At 59.2% G+C, this 21,056-nt stretch carries 20 protein-coding genes; 17 read left to right on the top strand and 3 right to left on the bottom strand.

The features are described 5' to 3' along the window. Positions 1 to 4 precede the first annotated feature (4 nt). The 10 genes from mraY (at position 5) to lpxC (ending at position 11,377) form a co-directional block, all read left to right on the top strand. Entirely contained in the window at positions 5 to 1,087 is a 1,083-nt protein-coding gene (mraY, locus tag ACZ9W6_RS02550; RefSeq protein ID WP_465189800.1) for a phospho-N-acetylmuramoyl-pentapeptide-transferase, read from the top strand. 10 nt (positions 1,088 to 1,097) lie between these two features. Beyond that, positions 1,098 to 2,462: a UDP-N-acetylmuramoyl-L-alanine--D-glutamate ligase gene (murD, locus tag ACZ9W6_RS02545; protein ID WP_465189511.1), complete on the top strand. Its 1,365-nt coding sequence runs from the start codon at positions 1,098 to 1,100 to the stop codon at positions 2,460 to 2,462. After that, positions 2,462 to 3,616, top strand: a complete 1,155-nt coding sequence (ftsW, locus tag ACZ9W6_RS02540) for a putative lipid II flippase FtsW (protein ID WP_465189510.1) — start codon at positions 2,462 to 2,464, stop codon at positions 3,614 to 3,616. Before murD ends, ftsW begins: the two co-directional genes overlap by 1 nt. Before the next feature lie 77 nt (positions 3,617 to 3,693). After that, entirely contained in the window at positions 3,694 to 4,785 is a 1,092-nt protein-coding gene (murG, locus tag ACZ9W6_RS02535) for an undecaprenyldiphospho-muramoylpentapeptide beta-N-acetylglucosaminyltransferase (protein ID WP_465189509.1), read from the top strand. A gap of 41 nt (positions 4,786 to 4,826) precedes the next feature. Then, positions 4,827 to 6,221 (top strand): UDP-N-acetylmuramate--L-alanine ligase, encoded by a 1,395-nt coding sequence (gene murC, locus ACZ9W6_RS02530; RefSeq protein WP_465189508.1) that lies wholly within the window; start codon positions 4,827 to 4,829, stop codon positions 6,219 to 6,221. 25 nt (positions 6,222 to 6,246) lie between these two features. Beyond that, positions 6,247 to 7,158 (top strand): D-alanine--D-alanine ligase, encoded by a 912-nt coding sequence (locus tag ACZ9W6_RS02525; protein ID WP_465189507.1) that lies wholly within the window; start codon positions 6,247 to 6,249, stop codon positions 7,156 to 7,158. Continuing rightward, on the top strand, positions 7,148 to 7,876 hold the full coding sequence (locus ACZ9W6_RS02520) for a cell division protein FtsQ/DivIB (protein WP_465189506.1): 729 nt from the start codon (positions 7,148 to 7,150) through the stop codon (positions 7,874 to 7,876). The genes ACZ9W6_RS02525 and ACZ9W6_RS02520 overlap by 11 nt, the downstream gene beginning before the upstream one ends. A 42-nt stretch (positions 7,877 to 7,918) precedes the next feature. After that, positions 7,919 to 9,130, top strand: a complete 1,212-nt coding sequence (gene ftsA, locus ACZ9W6_RS02515; RefSeq protein WP_465189799.1) for a cell division protein FtsA — start codon at positions 7,919 to 7,921, stop codon at positions 9,128 to 9,130. 49 nt (positions 9,131 to 9,179) lie between these two features. Next, positions 9,180 to 10,367: a cell division protein FtsZ gene (gene ftsZ / locus ACZ9W6_RS02510; RefSeq protein ID WP_465189505.1), complete on the top strand. Its 1,188-nt coding sequence runs from the start codon at positions 9,180 to 9,182 to the stop codon at positions 10,365 to 10,367. Positions 10,368 to 10,465: 98 nt separating this feature from the next. Continuing rightward, entirely contained in the window at positions 10,466 to 11,377 is a 912-nt protein-coding gene (lpxC, locus tag ACZ9W6_RS02505) for a UDP-3-O-acyl-N-acetylglucosamine deacetylase (RefSeq protein ID WP_465189798.1), read from the top strand. A gap of 65 nt (positions 11,378 to 11,442) precedes the next feature. Here lpxC and asd read toward each other — a convergent pair whose 3' ends face one another. The 3 genes from asd to ACZ9W6_RS02490 form a co-directional block, all read right to left on the bottom strand. After that, entirely contained in the window at positions 11,443 to 12,285 is an 843-nt protein-coding gene (asd, locus tag ACZ9W6_RS02500) for an archaetidylserine decarboxylase (protein ID WP_465189504.1), read from the bottom strand. A 78-nt stretch (positions 12,286 to 12,363) separates the two neighbouring features. Further along, positions 12,364 to 12,891, bottom strand: coding sequence for a CNP1-like family protein (locus tag ACZ9W6_RS02495; protein WP_465189503.1), 528 nt, complete (start codon positions 12,889 to 12,891; stop codon positions 12,364 to 12,366). Further along, on the bottom strand, positions 12,888 to 13,664 hold the full coding sequence (locus ACZ9W6_RS02490; RefSeq protein WP_465189502.1) for an NRDE family protein: 777 nt from the start codon (positions 13,662 to 13,664) through the stop codon (positions 12,888 to 12,890). The genes ACZ9W6_RS02495 and ACZ9W6_RS02490 overlap by 4 nt, the downstream gene beginning before the upstream one ends. Positions 13,665 to 13,748: 84 nt before the next feature. On the opposite strand from ACZ9W6_RS02490, the gene ACZ9W6_RS02485 reads away from it, so the two are divergent. From ACZ9W6_RS02485 to oppF, 7 genes are all read left to right on the top strand, one after another. Continuing rightward, on the top strand, positions 13,749 to 13,979 hold the full coding sequence (locus ACZ9W6_RS02485; RefSeq protein WP_465189501.1) for a sulfurtransferase TusA family protein: 231 nt from the start codon (positions 13,749 to 13,751) through the stop codon (positions 13,977 to 13,979). Positions 13,980 to 14,037: 58 nt separating this feature from the next. Further along, positions 14,038 to 15,066, top strand: coding sequence for a dihydroorotase (pyrC, locus tag ACZ9W6_RS02480; protein WP_465189500.1), 1,029 nt, complete (start codon positions 14,038 to 14,040; stop codon positions 15,064 to 15,066). A gap of 235 nt (positions 15,067 to 15,301) precedes the next feature. Continuing rightward, positions 15,302 to 16,906, top strand: a complete 1,605-nt coding sequence (locus ACZ9W6_RS02475; RefSeq protein ID WP_465189499.1) for a peptide ABC transporter substrate-binding protein — start codon at positions 15,302 to 15,304, stop codon at positions 16,904 to 16,906. A gap of 169 nt (positions 16,907 to 17,075) precedes the next feature. Then, positions 17,076 to 17,996, top strand: a complete 921-nt coding sequence (gene oppB / locus ACZ9W6_RS02470; protein WP_465189498.1) for an oligopeptide ABC transporter permease OppB — start codon at positions 17,076 to 17,078, stop codon at positions 17,994 to 17,996. Positions 17,997 to 18,032: 36 nt separating this feature from the next. Further along, a complete protein-coding gene (locus tag ACZ9W6_RS02465; RefSeq protein WP_465189497.1) occupies positions 18,033 to 18,950 on the top strand; it encodes an ABC transporter permease subunit in 918 nt (305 codons plus the stop codon). Positions 18,951 to 18,959: 9 nt separating this feature from the next. After that, the gene (locus ACZ9W6_RS02460) at positions 18,960 to 19,952 is read left to right on the top strand and encodes an oligopeptide/dipeptide ABC transporter ATP-binding protein (RefSeq protein ID WP_465189496.1); all 993 of its coding nucleotides are present in this window, start codon (positions 18,960 to 18,962) and stop codon (positions 19,950 to 19,952) included. Then, entirely contained in the window at positions 19,945 to 20,940 is a 996-nt protein-coding gene (oppF, locus tag ACZ9W6_RS02455; RefSeq protein WP_465189495.1) for a murein tripeptide/oligopeptide ABC transporter ATP binding protein OppF, read from the top strand. Before ACZ9W6_RS02460 ends, oppF begins: the two co-directional genes overlap by 8 nt. Positions 20,941 to 21,056 lie beyond the last annotated feature (116 nt).

Below are 21,056 nucleotides of genomic sequence, written 5' to 3'. Positions count from 1 at the left end.
CGTGCTGCTGATTCTGGCTGATCTGCTCGGCGAATATGTCCGCGCATTCAATGTACTCAACTACGTCACGCTGCGGGCGGTGATGGCCGCGCTGACGGCGCTGGCGATATCGCTGTGGCTGGGGCCGCGCGTGATTGCCAAACTGACCGAACTCAAGGTCGGTCAGGCGGTGCGCAAGGATGGTCCGCAAACCCATCTGGTGAAAACCGGCACCCCGACCATGGGCGGCACGCTGATTCTGCTGTCGATGTCGATTACCACGCTGCTGTGGGCGGATCTGTCCAACCAGTATGTGTGGCTGCTGCTGGCGGTGACGCTGGGTACCGGTGCGCTGGGCTTTTACGATGACTGGCGCAAGGTGGTGTACAAGGACCCGAACGGCGTGTCGGCCCGCTTCAAGATGGCGTGGCAGTCGACCATTGCCATTGCCGCCGGCGTGTTCCTGATTACCACCGCCAAGCTACCGGCTTCGACCGAGTTCATCATTCCGTTCTTCAAGAATGTCATTTATCCGCTGGGTGCCATCGGCTTCTGCGTGCTGACCTATTTCGTGATTGTCGGCACCTCCAATGCGGTGAACCTGACTGACGGCCTCGATGGTCTGGCTGCGCTGCCAGTGGTGATGGTAGCCGCCGGCCTCGCCATTTTTGCCTATGTCGCAGGCCACGCGGTGTTCTCCAAATATCTGGGCATGCCTTTTGTGCCGGGCGCGCACGAAGTGGTGGTGTTCTGCGCGGCGATGTGCGGCGCGTGTCTGGGCTTCTTGTGGTTCAACGCCTATCCGGCGCAGGTGTTTATGGGCGACGTCGGTGCGCTGGCACTGGGCGCGGCATTGGGCACCGTAGCAGTCATCGTGCGTCAGGAAATCGTGCTCTTGATCATGGGTGGTCTGTTCGTGATGGAAGCGCTGTCCGTAATGATTCAGGTCGCCTCGTTCAAGTTGACCGGCAAGCGCGTGTTCCGCATGGCACCGCTGCATCACCACTACGAACTGAAGGGCTGGAAGGAAACCCAGGTGGTGGTTCGCTTCTGGATTGTCACCATGATGCTGGTGCTGGCAGGTCTTGCCACCCTGAAACTGCGTTAAGGATTGCGTGATGCGTTTTGATAACCGCCACATCATCGTCATCGGCCTCGGCGACACCGGCGTGTCTGCCGCGCGCTGGCTGCTGGCGCATGGCGCGCGCGTCACCATCGCTGACAGCCGCGACAATCCGGCCAATGCCGCCACCGTTGCGGCCAACCTTGGTGTGGCTACCCGTCTGGGGGCGTTCAGCGACAGCACTTTTCTTGACGCCGACATGCTGGTGGTCAGCCCCGGTGTCAGCATCCGCACGCCGGCGATTGCTGCCTTTGCCGCCCGTGGTGGCGACGTGGTGGGCGATGTCGAGCTGTGGGCGCGCGCGATTGCCGCTAGCGGCAGCAAGGTGATTGCGATTACCGGCTCAAACGGCAAAACCACGGTGACCAGTCTGGTGGGGCATCTGTGCGAGGCTGCCGGCCTCGATACCGTCGTTGCCGGCAATATCGGCCTGCCGGTGCTGGATGCACTGGCCGAGCGTGAAGCCAGCGGCAAGCAGCCGGACGTGTGGGTGGTCGAGCTGTCGAGCTTCCAGCTGGAAACCACCCGCAGTCTGAATGCGGACGCGGCGACGGTACTGAATATCTCCGAGGATCACCTCGACCGTTATAACGATCTGCTCGATTACGCGCACAGCAAGACCGCCATTTTCAGTGGCAGCGGCGTGCAGGTGCTGAATCGTGACGACGTATTCTGCCGTGCCATGGTGCGTGCCGGTCGTCGCGTGGCGTGGTTCTCGTTGCGTGAAGCGGCCGAATACGCCTTGCAGCAGACCGGCAGCCAGTACTGGCTGAGCGTGAATGGCGAGCAGGTGTTCGACACCGCCGATATGCAACTGCAGGGCCTGCACAATGCGGCCAACGTACTGGCAGCGCTGGCACTGTGCGAGGCAATCGGCCTTGAACGTGAAGTGTTGCTGGCGGCGGTGAAAAGCTTCAAGGGTCTGGCGCATCGTGTCGAGTTTGTCGACGAGATTGCCGGCGTGACCTTTATCGATGACTCCAAGGGCACCAATGTCGGTGCGACTGAAGCGGCGCTCAACGGCATGACCCGCAAGGTGGTGCTGATTGCCGGTGGCGATGGCAAGGGTCAGGATTTTTCGCCACTGGCACCGGCTTGTCAGCGCATCGCCCGCGCGGTGGTGTTGATTGGTCGTGATGCGCCACAGATTCGTGCGGCACTGGCTGATAGCGGTGTGTCGCTGCAGGATTGCGCCACGCTGGAAGACGCGACGCGTGCCGCGGCAGGGTTGGCCGCAAGCGGCGATGTGGTACTGCTGTCGCCGGCCTGCGCCAGTCTCGATATGTTTAAAAATTATGCCCATCGCGCCCAGGTGTTTATCGATACCGTGGCAGAGATCAAGGCTGGGCAGGGGGCGTGATGCAGGCGGCACAGGGGCGCTACAGCGTATCGGCAATTACCGTCATGGACGAGGCCCTGATCTGGGCGATTGCCTTGCTGTTGTCGATCAGCGTGATCATGGTGTTTTCGGCATCGATTGCCAGCGCCGAGGCCACGCTGGATAGCGCTTATTTTTATCTGTTCCGCCAGCTGGCCTTCGTGATCATCGCCCTGTCCGGTGCGGCGATCACCTTTCAGGTGCCGGTGGCAGTCTGGGAAAAATACGCGGGCAAGTTCTTTCTGCTGGCAATCGTACTGTTGGTGCTGGTACTGATTCCGGGCATCGGCAAGGTGGTGAATGGCTCGCGGCGCTGGATCAACCTGCCGCTGCTGAACTTCCAGCCTTCGGAGCTGATGAAGATTGCGGCGGTGATTTATGCGGCCGACTACACGGTGCGCAAGGCCAGCAAGCTGCACAGCTTCCGTGAAGGCTTTTTGCCGATTCTGGGCGCGATTGTGGCGGTGGCCTTGTTACTGCTGTCGCAACCTGACTTTGGCGCGCTGGTGGTGGTGATGTGCATCACCATGGGCATTGTGTTCCTAGGCGGGGTAAACTTGCGGATTTTTGCCGGTCTGGCGCTTATGGCGGTCATGGCGGTGATCACGCTGATTATCACCTCGCCCTATCGATTGAAGCGGGTACTGGGTTTTCTCGACCCGTGGGAAGACCCGTATGGCAAGGGCTATCAGCTTAGCCACTCGCTGATTGCGATCGGCCGCGGCGAATGGCATGGCGTGGGCCTGGGTGGCAGTATCGAGAAATTGTTCTACCTGCCGGAGGCGCATACCGACTTCATCATGGCGGTGATTTCGGAGGAGTTCGGCTTCATCGGTATCTGTATCGTGCTGGGGTTGTATGCATGGATTGTGCGGCGTGCCTTCCATATCGGCACCGAGGCGAAAAAGCTTGAGCGTTACTACGCGGCGCTGGTGGCTCAGGGTATCGGCATCTGGCTGGCGATCCAGACCTTCTTCAATGTGGGGGTGAATATGGGTTTGCTGCCAACCAAGGGTCTGACCCTGCCGCTGATGTCTTATGGTGGTTCGGCGCTGGTTTGTAACCTCGCCACGCTGGCGATTCTGCTGCGGGTGGATTACGAAAACCGGCGGCTGATGCGCGGCTTTAAAGAATAGATGGTGCCTTGCGCTGGCGCGGGGCTGAAGATGGCTTGGACGATGCACGGCATCGCGTGATTTGAAGAGAAGAAACAATGTCAAAACGGACAGTCATGGTCATGGCGGCAGGCACGGGTGGACACATCGTCCCCGGCATCGCCGTGGCGCGTGAACTGGAAAGCCATGGCTGGAAGGTGATCTGGATCGGCACCGAGCGTGGCATGGAAAACAAGCTGGTGCCGCCGACCGGCTTCGAGCTGGTGCGTCTGGCTTTTCATGGCGTGCGTGGCAAGGGCCTGCTGGGCTCGGTCAAGGGCGTATTCGGCCTGGTGGCGAGTTTTGCGCGCAGCCTCGCGCTGATGTTCCGGCACAACCCGGACGTGGTGCTGGGCATGGGCGGTTACGTCTGCCTGCCGACAGGTTTGGCCGCCGCCTTGCTGTGGAAGCCGCTGGTGATGGTGAATGCCGATGCCGGCTTTCTGCTCAGCAACAAGGCATTGTTGCCGTTTGCCGATCATCTGGCCTGTGGCTTTGACGGCGAGGCTGCCCGTCACCCGAAAGCGGTGGTAACCGGCAATCCGGTACGCCGCGAGATCGAGGAAATGGCCGCGCCAGCCCAGCGTTTTGCCGGCCGTAGCGGCCCGCTGCAGGTGCTGGTTGTCGGAGGCAGTCTTGGTGCCAAGGTGCTGAACGAGACTTTGCCACAGGCGCTGGCCTTGCTGCCGGCGGGGCAGCGTCCGCAGCTGGTACACCAGACTGGCGAGAAGAATTTTGCCGAGGTGAAAGCCGCTTATGAAGCCGCCGGCTTTGTGGTGGGCAAGGATGTCACTTTGCTGCCCTTTGTGGATGACATGCCGCAAAGGTTGGCCGCGTGCGATGTGATAGTGTGCCGCGCCGGTGCGATTACCGTCAGCGAGCTGTGCGCGGCCGGTGTGGCCAGCGTGCTGGTGCCGCTGGTGGTGTCGACAACCTCGCACCAGAAGGATAACGCAGCATGGATGGCAGCCCAGGGCGCCGCCATCCATCTGCCACAGCAGGACATGAATGCGCAGCAACTGGCCGGAATGTTGTCCGGCCTGTCGCGCGAACAATTGCTGGCTTACGCCGAAAAGGCGCGAAGCCTGGCCAGAGCGGGGGCGGCGGCCAGTGTCGCCGAGCTTTGCCGCCGCCTGGCTGATCAGGACTGACAGTGCCGGCCAGGTGGCGGGTACAGCTTGAGTAGAAACAGATGAAACATCGCGTCAAACACATACATTTTGTCGGTATCGGCGGCGTCGGCATGTGCGGCATTGCCGAGGTACTGCTGAATCTCGGTTATACCGTTTCCGGCTCCGACATGGCCGGCAATGCCGCGACCCAGCGGCTGAGCGCACAGGGCGCGGCCATTCATCTTGGTCATGCGGCCAGCCATATGCAGGGTGCCGACGTGGTGGTGACCTCCACCGCGGTGAAGGCTGACAACCCTGAAGTGCTGGCGGCCAACGAGCAGCATATTCCGGTGATTCCGCGTGCAATGATGCTGGCCGAGCTGATGCGCTTCAAGCAGGGCATCGCCATTGCCGGTACCCACGGCAAGACCACCACCACCAGCCTGACCGCTTCGGTACTGGCAGCGGCCAAGCTGGATCCGACCTTCGTGATCGGCGGCAAGCTGACGGCAGCCGGCACCAATGCCCGTCTGGGTAGTGGCGAGTTCCTGGTGGCCGAGGCCGACGAATCGGACGCTTCCTTCCTGTATCTGCAGCCGGTGATGTCGGTGATTACCAATATCGACGCCGACCACATGGACACCTACGACCACAGCTTTGACAAGCTGAAGCAGGCCTTTGTGGACTTCATCCATCACCTGCCGTTCTATGGTCGTGCCGTGCTGTGTGTCGATGACGAGCATGTACGCAGCATCCTGCCGTCCCTGAAAAAACCGGTCACGACCTATGGTCTCGATGACAGTGCCGACGTCTACGCCGAAAACGTGGTTGCCGACGCCGGCCGCATGCATTTCGATGTGGTGGTGAAGGCCGACAATCAGCGCTTTGCCGTCACCGTCAATATGCCGGGTCGCCACAATGTGCTGAATGCGCTGGCGGCGACGGTGATCGGTCTGGAATGCGGGGCCGATATCGCCGCGATCCAGCAAGGTCTGGCCGAGTTTGCCGGCGTGGGCCGTCGCTTCCAGCGTTACGGCGACCTGCCGGCGCGTGATGGCGGCACTTACACCCTGATCGATGACTACGGCCACCATCCGGTCGAGATGGCGGCAACCTTGGCCGCCGTGCGTGGCGCTTTCCCTGGCCGTCGTCTGGTGCTGGCTTTCCAGCCGCACCGTTACAGCCGTACCCGTGACCTGTTTGAAGACTTCGTGAAAGTACTGGGCACCGTCGATGCCCTGCTGCTGGCCGAGGTGTATGCCGCTGGCGAAGCGCCGCTGGTTGCTGCTGATGGTCGCGCGCTGGCGCGTGCGATTCGCGTCGGTGGCAAGGTCGAGCCGCTGTTTGTCGAGCAGATCGCCGATATGCAGCAGGTGATTACCGAACAGGCGCGCGATGGCGATGTGGTGATCACCATGGGTGCCGGCTCGATCGGTGCTATTCCGGCAAAACTGCAGGCGGCTGCAGGCGAGTAAGGTTGGCCGCAAGGCAGAGGGCAAGATGAAAGAATTAGGCAAAGTAGCAGTAATGATGGGCGGCAGCTCGGCCGAGCGCGAAGTGTCGTTGATGAGCGGCGAGGGTGTGCTGAGTGCCCTGCTGAGCAAGGGCGTGGATGCGCACAAGTTTGACCCGGCAGAAAAGCCGCTGTCGGCGCTGAAAGAAGAAGGTTTTGCGCGGGTGTTCAACATCCTGCATGGCCCGTTTGGCGAAGATGGCACGCTGCAAGGCGCGCTGGAGGCACTGGGCATGCCGTATACCGGTTGCGGTGTGATGGCCTCGGCCATCTGCATGGACAAGTGGCGCACCAAGCTGTTGTGGAAGGGTGCCGGTCTGCCTATCCCCGAATTCGAGCTGCTGACTGCCGACAGTGATTTTGATGCGATCGAACAGCAGTTGGGTCTGCCGATTTTCGTCAAGCCATCGACTGAAGGCTCGAGCATTGGCATTACCAAGGTAAAAGAGCACGGCGGTCTGAAAGCGGCTTATGAAGAAGCCAGCAAGTACGACAGCATCGTGATCGCCGAGAAGTTTGTTGGTGGCGGCGAGTTCACCTGCGCGGTGATTGATGGCAAGGCCTACCCGACCATCAAGATCGAGCCGGCGACCGAGTATTACGACTATCAGGCCAAGTATTTCCGTGATGACACGGTTTACCGCTGCCCGAGTGGCCTTGCGGCCAACGTTGAAGCGCGCGCGCGTGAACTGGCGCTGCAGGCCTTCAAGGTGCTGGGTTGCCAGGGCTGGGCGCGGATTGATTTCCTGATGGATGAGGCTGGTGGCATCTACCTGCTGGAAGCCAATACCAACCCGGGCATGACCAGCCACAGCCTGGTGCCGATGGCGGCGCGGGCGGAAGGTCTGAGCTACGAAGATTTGTGCGTGAAGGTGCTGGCAGCGACACATGTGGGATAACCATGCCATCTTGCGGGCGCTGGCGAATCTGCTGCTGCTGACGGCTTTTGGTGTACTGGTTTACAGCGGGGTGTTGTGGCTGACACATTCACCGCTGTTTCCGGTCAACAAGATTCACATTGGCGGGCAGTTTGCCAGGGTGACGCCGGTGCAGTTGAACTACATTGCGCGGCACGAGTTGAGCGGTACGTTTTTTACGCTGGATATCAACAAGACACGCGCCGCTTTCGAAAAGTTGCCGTGGGTGAAGGAAGCGCAAGTCAGACGGGCCTGGCCGGACAAGCTGGAAATCAGCATTGTCGAGCACGAAGCGGCAGCCCGCTGGGGGGATAGCGGTCTCATCAGCAAGGATGGGCGGTGGTTTGATGCGGCAAGCGATCAGCCTTTGCCGGTGTTTTACGGGCCGTCCGGTAGTGAAAAGGAAATGGTGCAGGCGCTGAATGGCTATTCGGCGCAATTGCGGCAGGCAAATTTGCAGATACAGCGCATCTGGCTGAGCGAGCGGCGGGCCTGGCGGCTGGAGCTGAACAACGGTGTGATGCTGGAGCTGGGCAGAGGGCAGAGCAAGGAAAGATTGCAGCGCTTTGTCGAGTACTGGCCGCGTAGTCTGGGTACGCTGCCGTATCGCATCGAGTATGTGGATCTGCGATATCCGAATGGGTTTGCCGTCAAGATGCCGGATTTCAAGCCGGCGATGGTCAAGGGTAAGAAGCTTTGAGTGGTGGAGCGTAAGGTGAGCAAACCGAAAGAAAGCAAGAACATGCTGGTTGGGCTGGACATCGGCACTTCCAAGATCGTGGCGATCGTGGCTGAGGTGCTGGATGAAGGCCAGATCAACATCATCGGTATGGGCCAGGTGCCTTCGCGCGGGCTCAAGCGTGGCATGGTGGTGAATATCGAGTCGACCGTGCAGGCGATCCAGCGCGCGCTGGAAGAGGCCGAGCTGATGGCCGACTGCAAGATCAACCAGGTGTTTACCGGTATTGCCGGCAGTCACATCAAGAGTGTGAACTCGCACGGCATGGTCGCGATCAAGGATCGCGAGGTAACCACCATGGATATCGATCGCGTGATCGAAACCGCGCGGGCGGTGACGATTCCGCCGGATCATCAGGTGCTGCACATCCTGACCCAGGAGTACAGCATCGACGGTCAGGAAGGCGTGCGCGAGCCGCTGGGCATGAGCGGGGTACGACTGGAAGCCAAGGTGCACATCGTCACCGGCGCGGTGTCGGCTGCGCAGAATGTCGCCAAATGCGTGCGTCGTTGCGGCCTTGAAGTGTCGGATCTGGTATTGCAGCCGATGGCCTCGGCCATGGCGGTGCTGTCCGAAGACGAGAAAGAACTGGGTGTGTGCCTGATCGATATCGGTGGCGGTACCACCGATATCGCGGTGTACACCAATGGCGCGATTCGCCATACCGCCGTGATTCCGATTGCGGGTGACCAGATCACCAACGATATCGCGATGGCGCTGCGGACCCCGACCAAGGAAGCCGAAGACATCAAGATCCAGCACGGTGTGGCGCTGGTGTCGCTGGCTGATCCGGCACAAATGATCGAAGTGCCGGGCGTGGGTGATCGTGGTGCGCGCCAGATGTCGCGCGCGACGCTGGCCGAGGTGATCGAGCCACGCGTGGACGAATTGTTCCAGCTGGTGCAGCAGGAGCTGCGCCGCAGCGGTTTCGAAGAAGTGTTGTCCTCCGGCATGGTAGTGACCGGTGGCGCCAGCCTGATGCCAGGCATGGTGGAACTGGCTGAAGAAGTGTTCCACATGCCGGTGCGTATCGGCGTACCGAAGTATGTAGGTGGCTTGTCCGAAGTAGTGAAGAACCCGCGCTTCTCGACGGGTGTGGGTCTGCTGCAGTACGGCAAGGACCAGATGAATCCGCGTCTGGTACTGAAGTCCGAGTCCGCAGGAGTCGGCCAGATGTTCCAGCGTATGAAGGCATGGTTCGCCGGCACTTTCTAAGCCGGCAACCCGTGATTTGAATAGCTCATCTTTTAACAGGAGAGAAAAAATGAGCATGGTATTCGAAGTAATGCAAGACACCGCCAGTGAGGCAGTGATCAAGGTAATCGGCGTGGGCGGTGGCGGCTGCAACGCAATTGACAATATGATCAATGCCCAGGTTAACGGCATCGAGTTCATTTGTGCCAACACCGATGCACAAGCACTGAAGCGCAATAGCGCCGCACAGAAGCTGCAACTGGGCAACAGCCTGACCAAGGGTCTGGGGGCCGGTGCCAATCCAGAGGTTGGCCGCAGTGCCGCGCTGGAAGACCGCGAGCGCATCGCCGAGATGCTGCGCGGGGCGAATATGGTATTCGTGACTGCCGGCATGGGTGGTGGTACCGGTACTGGTGCGGCCCCGGTCGTGGCAGAAATCGCCAAGGAACTGGGCATTCTGACCGTTGGCGTAGTGACCCGTCCGTTCGAACACGAAGGCAAGCGTCACAAGGTCGCCAATGACGGTATCGAGCTGCTGAAAAAGCACGTTGACTCGCTGATCGTGATCCCTAACGAAAAGCTGATGGATGTGCTGGGCGAAGACATCTCCATGCGTGAAGCCTTCCGCGCCGCTGATGACGTGCTGCGTGGTGCGGTTGCCGGTATCTCCGAAGTGATTACCTGCCCGGGCCTGATCAACGTCGACTTTGCCGACGTGCGCGCCGTGATGAGCGAGATGGGTCTGGCGATGATGGGTTCTGCCTACGCTTCCGGTATTGACCGTGCGCGTGTGGCTGCCGAACAGGCTGTCGCCAGCCCGCTGCTGGACAACATCACGCTGGAAGGCGCACGTGGCGTACTGGTGAATATCTCCACCGTACCGGGCGGCCTGAAGATGAGCGAATACCGCGAAATCATGAGCATCATCCGCGAGTACGCCGATGAAGATGCACAGGTGAAGTTTGGTACTGCCGAAGTTGAAGGCATGTCCGAAGACGAAATTCGCGTGACCCTGATTGCGACTGGCCTGGGCCAGCAGCCGATCAAGCGCGAAGAGCGTCAGCAGGACTTCATCAAGCTGGTAAAAACCGGTACTGATGATCTGATCGCCGGTAACGTTGATTATGGTGATCTGAGCAATACCCCGGCCGTGATGCGTGGCAATCGCCGTCGTGCGTCGGCACCGGCAGACTTCTCTGATCCAAGCGTCAGCGAGTCCTACGATATTCCGGCCTTCCTGCGCAAACAGGCTGACTGATAGTAGAGAGCTATGATTGTTGACGAATTAATCAATAATTCGCCAATGGGCGCCATGGTAGAATCGGCGTCGAATAGTCTTGCTGGAAGTAAAACATGATTCTGCAGAGAACCTTGAAATCAACGGTGACCGCCACCGGTGTTGGCTTGCATTCGGGCGAACGGGTCAAACTGACCCTGCATCCGGCTGCGCCTGACACCGGCATCGTGTACCGCCGCACCGATCTGGCGGAACCGGTTGTGATCAAGGCAGTGCCCGATCTGGTAAACGACACGCGTCTCTCCTCGACGCTGGTGGATGACGCCGGTGTGCGTGTCGGAACCATCGAGCACCTGATGTCGGCCTTTGCGGGCCTGGGCATCGACAATTTGCTGATTGATGTGACGGCAGCAGAGATTCCTATCATGGATGGCTCTGCTGCCCCCTTCATCTATCTGCTGCAAAGTACCGGCATCGTCGAGCAGGACAAGCCCAAGCGCTTTATCCGCGTGCTCAAGCCGGTCGAAGTGATCGAGGGCGACAAATGGGTGAGATTGACACCGCATGACGGTTTTTCCGTGCAGCTGTCGATCGAGTTCAATCACCCGGCCTTCAATCGTGCGCCGCAAACCGTCAATATCGACTTTGCCAGCCGCTCCTATATCGACGAGATCAGCCGTGCCCGCACTTTCGGCTTCATGCATGAAGTCGAATACATGCGCCAGCATGGTCTGGGGCGGGGTGGCAATCTGAATAACGCCATCGTGATCGATGACGAGTATGTGCTGAACCCGGAAGGCTTGCGTTTCCCTGACGAGTTTGTGCGTCACAAGATTCTGGACGCGATTGGCGATCTTTACATCGTTGGTCATCCGCTGATTGCAGCCTTTGCCGGCCACAAGTCCGGCCATGCGTTGAACAACAAGCTGCTGCGCGTGCTGCTGGATACGCCGGACGCCTGGGAGTTTGTCAGCTATGGCGACGAGTCGGAAGTACCATCCAGCTTCCATCGTCTGCCCGAGACGGCCTGAACCTGACAAGGTTGGCCGCAAGGCAAGAAAAACCGCCAGTATCACTGGCGGTTTTTGTTTGGGCCTCAGGCTACGCTCATGGCCTCGCCCAGACGTACCGGCCGGGCCGGCTGCCAGTCGGCGACAAACTGCATGCTGTTTTTCGGATAGAGGAGCACCACGGTGGAACCGAGCAGGAAACGCCCCATCTCTTCGCCCTGTTTCAGGCGGATATCCTGATCTTCATAACGCCACTCGGTGACTTCGCCACGACGCGGCGGGTTAACCACGCCATGCCAGACGGTCGCCATGCTGCCGACGATGGTCGCACCGACCAGAGTCAGCACCATCGGGCCATTGGCGGTGTCGAACACGCAAACCACGCGCTCGTTACGGGCAAACAGTCCGGGTACACCACGTGCGGTAGTCGGGTTGACCGAGAACAGCTCGCCCGGCACATAAATCATCCGCGTCAGACGTCCATCGCAAGGCATGTGAATGCGGTGGTAATCACGCGGGCTCAGGTAGATGGTGGCGAATTCGCCGTCATCAAAGGCGGCGGCAAGGCTGGCATCACCGCCAACCAAGGCGGTGGTGCTGTAGTGATGGCCCTTGGCCTGGAAAATCTGGTCACGCTCGATACGGCCAAACTGGCTGATGGCACCATCAACCGGGCACACCTGCTGACGAGCGGCCAGCGGGCGGATGCCGGCACGCAGCGGGCGGGTAAAGAATTCGTTAAATGTCGCGTAGGCGGCCGGATCCGGGTTGGCCGCCTCGCTCATGTCGACACGATAACGCTGGATGAAATGGCGGATCAGCGCCGTGGTCATTTTGCCGCCACGCCAGCCGGCAACCTTGCCGGCGAGCTCGGTCAGAGCCTGTTTCGGGATGAGATACTGCGGCAGTACGGCCAGACGGTCGGACACAATGCATTCCTGGGTAGCTAGATCAAGCGGGCATTATAAAAGCCAGTCTGGCGCTTGCGCGTGAAAAATTGCGCCGGATCAATCGACATCGATGAAATTGTTCGGTTTCAGCGTGTCCTTGTTCAGATTGCGCAGGATGGCATCGGTATCGCGCGGAAATACCTGGCCAGGGCAGACATTATTCAGAAGGGTGCGGCGCATAGCGTCGTGCATGGTCAGCTTTTGCCAGTTGCTGCGGGTCGAGACGATCCAGCGCTTGCCATAGGTGTCGGCAAAGGCATAGCTGCGATAAGTGCGCTGATTGCAGTGTATGCCTTCGCGGCTGATGTTTTCGACGCCCTTGGCGCTGAGCTGGCGCAGGCTGAAGCGGACTACGCCATCGGCACCGGGCTGCAGCGAGAGTTTGTCGATAAAGATCTGCATCTTGATCTGGTCAGGCATGTCCAGCACGGCCCAGTCAGCCTGGGTGTAGGGTGGAATCTGCGCTTCGGCTTCTTCCCACGGGGTGTCTGGCGAAATGCTGCCACGGTTGTTCAGGTTGTAACCTTCGGCCTGGCTTTGGGTGGCCAGAAACAGCAGGGAGAGCAGCAAGAGGCTTTTTTTCATTTATTGATCCTGGTCGGGTCGATACGCATGGTATGGCGGCGGCGGCCGGTTTCACGGCCACCGAGGCCCCAGCTGACTTCGGTAAAACCGATGTCGCCACGGTTACTGACGGTAATGATGCTGGAGGCGCGCGTGCCATAGTCGCGGCCAACGATAAAGACGGGGGAGAGCGTTTTTTCCATGGCCAGGCCGACGCCGGTATTGGGTAGTCGTTCTACCGGTGCCGGGGTAGGGTCTGACAGCCAGCGCAGCATGTCCTGCTCGGGCGGGATGCGCTTGCAGTTTTGCAGCTGGGTGCGCAGTTGTTCGGCTTTGAACCACGGGGTATCCAGATCGGCATTCGACAGTGCATGGATGCCGGGCGACAGGCGGGTCAGCCTGCCCTGGCGGCTGTTGAAATGCAGCAAGTTGCGGATATCGCCGAAGATCAGGTTGAACGGGGCCAGATTCGGCAACTGGCCGCGCAGCCAGTCGGCAAACTCGAGCGAACTCTCGTTGCCAGTGACAAAGCGGCGTACCAGCTCGCCGCGCGACAGGCTGGCACCGGGCTTGGGGTAGCCTTCGCGGATATGGGTGACGGCAGCAAAGCGGCCACGATCATCGATGGCCAGCCAGCTGCCGCCAGCCTGCAAATCCTTGCCTGCCAGCATGCCGGGGTGTTCGGGCCAGCGGTCCAGCGCTGCCGTCGGTCGGGCATAGGCCTCGTCGCGGTTGGCCAGCAACAACAGTTGGCCGCAGGACGCGGTCTGATAAGCCAGTGCTATCACACACATGTCGGAATCCGTACTTGGGCATTTTCTGCCCAGACCTTAGAATAGAGGGCTTCATTGTAACGCTTCTTGGCTGGAGAAAGTTTCATGCAGCCCGATCTTGATCTGGATTTGTCCGGACTGAACTGCCCCTTGCCCATCCTGCGCGCCAAAAAGGCGCTGGCCGGCATGCAGACTGGCCAGGTGTTGGCCCTGGTTGCGACCGACCCCGGCGCACCAAAAGACTTCGAGGCATTCTGCCGCCAGACCGGCAATGCCTTGCTGGAATCCACGACCGATGACGCCGGTCGTTATCGCCTGATTATTCGCCGTAAGTGATCTATCGGCGCCACGCTTTGCAAGCGGTGGCGCCTTTTTTCTGTCCGAAAGGTTTTCCATGGAATTGACGATTACCCGCCCAGATGACTGGCATTTGCATGTCCGTGATGGCGAAGCGCTGCAAGCGGTCTTGCCCGACACCTGTCGCCAGATGGGGCGTGCCATCATCATGCCTAACCTCAAGCCGCCGGTGACCACGGTAGAGCAGGCCGCGGCCTATCGCGAGCGCATTCTGGCGGCTCGTCCGGCCGGCAGCCAGTTCGAGCCGCTGATGACGCTGTATCTGACCGAAAAAACCAGCGCGGAAGAAGTGCGCAAGGCCAAGGCCAGCGGTTTCATTCACGGCATCAAGCTGTACCCGGCCGGTGCGACCACCAACTCGGATGCTGGTGTGCGTGACGTGGCCAATGCGATGGAAGCGCTGGAAGCCATGGCCGAAGTCGGCATGCCGCTGCTGGTACATGGCGAGGTGACGGATCATACCGTCGATGTGTTCGACCGCGAGGCGGTGTTCATCGAAAACGTGATGAAGCCGCTGCTGCAGAAGCTGCCGACCCTGCGTGTGGTGTTCGAGCACATTACCACGGCCCAGGCAGCCGAGTTCGTCCTGCAGTCTGCGGCCAACGTAGCGGCAACTGTTACTGCTCACCACCTGCTGATGAACCGCAATGCGCTGTTTACCGGCGGTATCCGTCCGCATCACTACTGCCTGCCGGTGCTCAAGCGCGAGCAGCATCGCGAAGCCCTGTTGGCCGCAGTGACCAGCGGCAGCCCGAAGTTCTTCCTCGGCACCGACAGCGCACCACACGCCAAGCACACCAAGGAAGCCAGCTGTGGCTGTGCCGGCATGTATACCGCCCACGCCGCCATCGAGCTGTATGCCGAAGCCTTTGAATCGGTAAATGCGCTCGATAAGCTGGAAGCCTTTGCCAGCTTCAATGGCCCGGCGTTTTATGGTCTGCCGCGCAATAGCGATACCGTGACTTTACGCAAAGAGAGTTGGCAGGTTGATGCTGAAATGACGTATGGTGACGATGTTCTTGTACCGTTGCGCGCAGGGGATCATGTCCTCTGGAAATGCCTGTGATGAGTATTACTCATATCTTGGCATGAAGTCGCGTGACGATTAAGATTTTTGTGAAAGAAATGCTACGGTTTCAATCCGCCGTGGCTGGTCGTTCGTGTTTTAGTGCTTGTGACGCACTTTCTGGCTGTGCATAATTTGCCCCGCCTTTGCGTAATGTATCCATACCTAACCGGCTTGCAGCCGATGGGCTTGCGCCGGTTAACACAAGGAGAGCAGGAGAAATATGAAAAAAACCATGACTATCAGCGTATTGGCTGCGTCCATCGCTCTGGGCCTCGGCGTTAGCGCCGCTCACGCCGCCAAAGTACCAGCCGGCGTCAAGCTGGATGCCAAGCAGGAACTGATCCGTAACAACGGTTCCGAGCCTGAGTCGCTGGATCCGGCACTGGCCGAATCCGTTGGCGCCAACAACATCGCTCGTGACCTGTTCGAAGCCCTGACTGCGGCCAACAACGAAGGCAAGATCGTTCCGGGTCTGGCCGAATCCTGGAAGCAGACTGCTCCGACTACCTGGACTTTCAAGCTGCGCAAGAATGCCAAGTGGTCTGACGGTGTTGGCGTGACTGCTGACGACGTGGTTTACGGTATCCGCCGCTTCCTGGATCCGAAGACTGCTTCTACCTATGCTTCTACCTATGGCGCCTTCCTGCTGAATGGCGTTGAAGCCTCCGAAGGCAAGAAAGCCCTGACCGATGTTGGCGTCAAGGCCGTAGACAAGTACACCGTGGAAATCACCACGCCGTATCCGGTTGCCTTCCTGCCGGAAGTGATGTCCAACAACCAGCTGGGCCCGGTGCCTAAGCACGTTATCGAGAAGCACGGCAAAGACTGGACCAAGCCGGGCAAGATCGTTGGTAACGGCGCATTCGTGCTGAAAGACTGGCAGGTAAACAGCAAGATCGTGGTTGAGAAGAGCCCGACTTACTGGGATGCCAAGTCCGTGGTACTGAACAAGGTAACCTACCTGGCTATCGAAGATGGTTTCGCTGACGTGAAGATGTATCAGTCCGGCGAAAACGACTGGGTTTACCAGCTGCCACCAGGCACCTTTGAAAAGTACAAGGGTGAGCTGCCGAAAGAAATCCGCAATTCGCCTATGCTGGGTCTGCGCTACTACAGCCTGAACCACAAGGATCCGGTAATGAAGGACAAGCGCGTTCGTCAGGCGCTGTCCATGGTTATCGACCGTGACATTCTGGCTGCCAAGATCACTGCCGACGGTCAGATGCCGGCATACAGCGTAGTGGTTTCCGGTACCGCCGGTGCTGACGCTACCAGCTACCCATGGGCCAAGTGGCCAATGGCCAAGCGTGTAGAAGAAGCCAAGAAACTGCTGGCTTCTGCTGGTGTTCAGCCAGGCACCAAGATCAAGTTCACCTACAACACTTCCGAATACCACAAGAAGATGGCGATTTTCGCTGCTTCCGAGTGGAAGACCAAGCTCGGCCTGAACACCGAGATGGAAAACATGGAATTCAAGGTGCTGCTGAAGAAGCGTCATGACGGTGAGTACCAGATCGCGCGTAACGGCTGGATCGCTGACTACAACGATGCGACTACCTTCCTGACGCTGGTTCAGTGTGGTTCCGACCAGAACGACAACGCCAACTGCAACCCGAAAGCGGAAGAGCTGATCAAGCAGGGTAACCAGGCCAAGGATGCTGCGGCTCGCAAGAAGCTGCTGACCCAGGCTACCCAGATGATCATGGATGAATATCCGATCATCCCGTTGCTGTCGTACACCACTCCGCGTCTGGTCAAGCCATACGTGGGCGGTTACACCGGCAAGAACCCGCTGGATCGCTATCGCAACAAGGATCTGTACATCATCAAGCGCTAAGCTTGTGATGACAGGCCGGACCTGATCCGGCAAAAACGACCGGGTGTTTCCCTATTCGGGACCACCCGGTCTGGTTTACAAGAGGTGGTGGTTGCGGCCAGAACACCCGTCATGTGACCCGCTTTACCCAAGGGGTCATGCAACTGCTTCCGATCTGGAGAGTTTTTCCATGTGGTCTTACACCTTCCGGCGTGTATTGATGACGATCCCAACATTGTTGCTCGTCATTACCGTCTGTTACCTGATGTTGCATGCCACCCCCGGTGGCCCGTTTGATTCCGAGCGCAAGATCTCGGCGGCGGTTCTGGCCAACTTGCAGGCCAAATACAATCTCGATCTGCCCCTGTGGCAACAATATCTGCTGTACCTGAAGAGCCTGTTGCAAGGTGATCTGGGTGCATCTTTCCGTTATGCGGACTGGAGCGTGAACGATCTGGTGGCCAACGCCTTGCCAGTGTCTGCCCTTATCGGCGGTTCGGCCCTGGTGTTGTCCGTAATCATCGGCATCGTGCTGGGCACCATTGCCGCCTTGCGTCAGAACAGCATTGTCGACTACTTCGTGATGCTGATCGGCAATATGGGTAGTGCCTTCCCGTCCTTCGTGGTTGGCCCGGTGCTGATCCTGGTGTTCGCCATCTGGTTGTCCGTGCTGCCGGCCGGTGGCTGGAACGACTTCCAGCTGAGCTACATGATCCTGCCGGTTGCGCTGCTGACCTTCATCAACGTGTCGACCATCGGCCGTGTGATGCGTGGCAGCCTGATTGAAGTGATGAACTCCAACTTTATCCGCACGGCCAAGGCCAAAGGCCTGCCGATGGCGACCATCGTACTGCGTCACGCGATGAAGCCTGCGCTGATGCCGGTCATCTCGGTAGTCGGCCCGATTGCCATCGGTACCATTACCGGTGCCGTGGTGACCGAGTCGGTGTTCTCGCTGCCAGGTCTTGGCAAGCTGATCATCAATGGTGCCTCCAACCGTGACTACACCCTGGTGCTGGGTCTGGTGGTGCTGGTAACTGTGGTGGCTGTCCTGATCAACCTGCTGGTCGACCTGTGCTACGCACTGCTTGACCCGAAGATTCGCTACTAAGCGTGTCAGCCAACGTGATTTAGCGAGGATTTCTTCATGCTTTCCAAACAGAAACAACGTGATCTGGCCCAGGTTATCGAGGCCAACATCAACGCCGCTGCCGTTGAAGGTCGCAGCCCGTGGCGCGATGCGCGCGAGCGCTTCTTCCGCAACAAGGCCGCCGTCATCAGCCTGGTGTTGCTGACCATCATTGCCCTGGCCTGTATTTTCGGGCCCATGGTCCTGCCTCATTCCTATGAGGATACCGATTGGGATGCAATGAGCATGCCGCCGACCATGCTGAATGCCCACTATTTCGGCACTGACGAACTGGGTCGTGACTTGCTGGTACGCTGCCTGATCGGTGGTCGTATCTCGCTGATGGTTGGCCTGCTGGCAACCATCGCGTCGGTGACCATCGGCATCACCTGGGGTGCGATTGCCGGCTTCATGGGTGGCAAGGTTGACGCCATCATGATGCGTCTGGTCGACATGATGTATGCCGTGCCTTACCTCTTAATCGCCATCCTGATGGTGACCCTGCTGGGTCGCGAGTTCTACCTGGTGGTACTGACCATCACCGTGTTCTCGTGGATGGATATGGCGCGTGTAGTACGTGGCCAGACCCTGTCGATCAAGTCCAAGGAGTTCATCGAGGCGGCACACGCCATCGGCGTTTCCACTCCTAACATCATCTTCCGCCACATCGTGCCTAACCTGCTGGGCATCGTGGTGATCTACACCACCGTAACCGTACCGGGCGTGATCCTGACCGAGTCGGTACTGTCCTTCCTGGGCCTGGGCGTACAAGAGCCGATGACCAGCTGGGGCGTACTGATCGAAGATGGTACCGGCGTGATGGAAACCACTCCGTGGATTCTGCTGTTCCCGGCAGCCATGCTGTCCATCACCCTGTACTGCGCCAACTATATCGGCGACGGCCTGCGCGATGCGCTGGACCCGAAAGATCGTTAAGGAAACGCCATGAGTCTTCTGAAAGTAAACAACCTTGGCGTGCAGTTCCAGACTCCGGACGGCATCGTCAATGCAGTAAACGGCGTCAATTTCGAGCTGGATGCCGGCCAGACCCTGGGTATCGTGGGCGAATCCGGTTCGGGCAAGAGCCAGTCGGTACTCGCCATGATGGGCCTCTTGGCCAAGAATGGCCGCACCACCGGTGAAGCGCTGTACAACGGCAAGAATCTGCTGACCATGAGCCCGAAAGAGCTCAACACCATTCGTGGTGACCGTGTGTCGATGATCTTCCAGGACCCGATGACCTCGCTGAACCCCTACCTGACGGTAGAGCGCCAGATGACCGAGGTACTCGAGCTGCACAAGGGCATGACCCGTCGCGAAGCCAAAAAGCGCGCGATCGAGCTGCTGGAAGCCGTACGCATTCCTGAAGCCGCCCGTCGTATCGACATGTACCCGCACGAGTTCTCCGGCGGTATGCGTCAGCGCGTGATGATCGCCATGGCCCTGCTGTGCGAGCCGGAAGTGCTGATCGCCGACGAGCCAACCACCGCACTGGACGTAACCGTTCAGGCGCAGATCCTCAGCCTGCTGAAGGATCTGCAGCGTGACTTCGGTACCGCCATCATCATGATTACCCACGATCTCGGCGTGGTAGCCGGTCTGTGTGAAAAAGTGATGGTGATGTATGGTGGCCGCGCGATGGAATACGGCACCGCCGACAATATCTTCTATCAGCCATCCCATCCGTACACCATCGGTTTGCTGGGCGCGCTGCCGCGTCTGGACCATGATGGCAGCGAACTGGTCAGCATTCCGGGCAACCCGCCTAATATGGCTAACATGCCAAAAGGCTGTCCGTTTACCGAGCGTTGCAGCCATGCCACCGAGCATTGCGCCAACGTCCGTCCTGACCTGTTGCCGTCTGCGGCCAACCCTGCGGTACTGCGCGCCTGTCACAAGCCGGTTGCCGAATTGATTGTGGAGAGCAGCCATGGCTGAGAAAAAACTGCTTCTGTCGGTACGCGACGCCAAGGTGCACTTCAAGGTCAAGGGCGGCAAGGACTGGCCGTGGACACCGAAAAGAACGCTGAAAGCCGTTGATGGCGTGAGCTTCGACCTGTACGAAGGCGAGACACTGGGTGTTGTGGGTGAATCCGGTTGCGGCAAATCCACCCTGTCGCGTGCGATCCTGAACCTGATTCCGGATACCGCCGAGACCGGTGGTGAAATCGTGTGGATGGGCAAAGACCTGCGCAAGGGCAGCAAGAAAGACTGGCTGAACGTGCGCAAGGACATCCAGATGATCTTCCAGGATCCGCTGGCTTCGCTGAACCCGCGCATGACCATTGCCCAGATCATCGGCGAGCCGCTGCGCGTGCATCGTCCGGAGCTGGGCCCGGACGAAATCATGAAGCGCGTGCGTGCCATGATGGTGAAGGTCGGCTTGCGCGAGCAGATGATCAACCGCTACCCGCACGAGTTTTCCGGTGGCCAGTGCCAGCGTATCGGCATCGCCCGTGCGCTGATTCTCGAGCCCAAGCTGATTATCTGTGACGAGCCGGTATCGGCACTGGACGTGTCGATTCAGGCGCAGATCATCAACCTGCTGAAAGAGCTGCAACGCGAAATGGGCCTGGCGCTGATTTTCGTGGCGCACGATCTGGCCGTGGTGAAGCACATTTCCGACCGCATCCTGGTGATGTATCTGGGCCGCGAAATGGAACTGGCCGAGAAGCACGCGCTGTACGATAACCCGACGCATCCGTACACCCGTGCCTTGCTGTCGGCGATTCCGATTCCGGATCCTAAGCTCGAGCGCAACAAGGTGATCCAGATCCTGCAAGGCGATTTGCCAAGCCCGATGAATCCGCCATCCGGTTGCGTGTTCCGTACCCGCTGCCCGCAGGCGGTGGACAAGTGTGCCGGCGAGCGTCCGGTGCTGCGTCGTCTGAACGCAGAAACCCAGTGCTCCTGCATTCTGTCCTGATGCTGTAACAAAGGTTGGCCGCAAGTCATGCGGCCAACCTTGCCAATAAAAAACGCCGCTCATCCTGTATGAGCGGCGTTTTTTATTGGCAAGTCGAAGTTGTGTATCTGCGGGTG

This window comes from Vogesella lacus (genome assembly GCF_979366295.1).
This window is presented reverse-complemented; position numbering and strand designations above follow the sequence as displayed.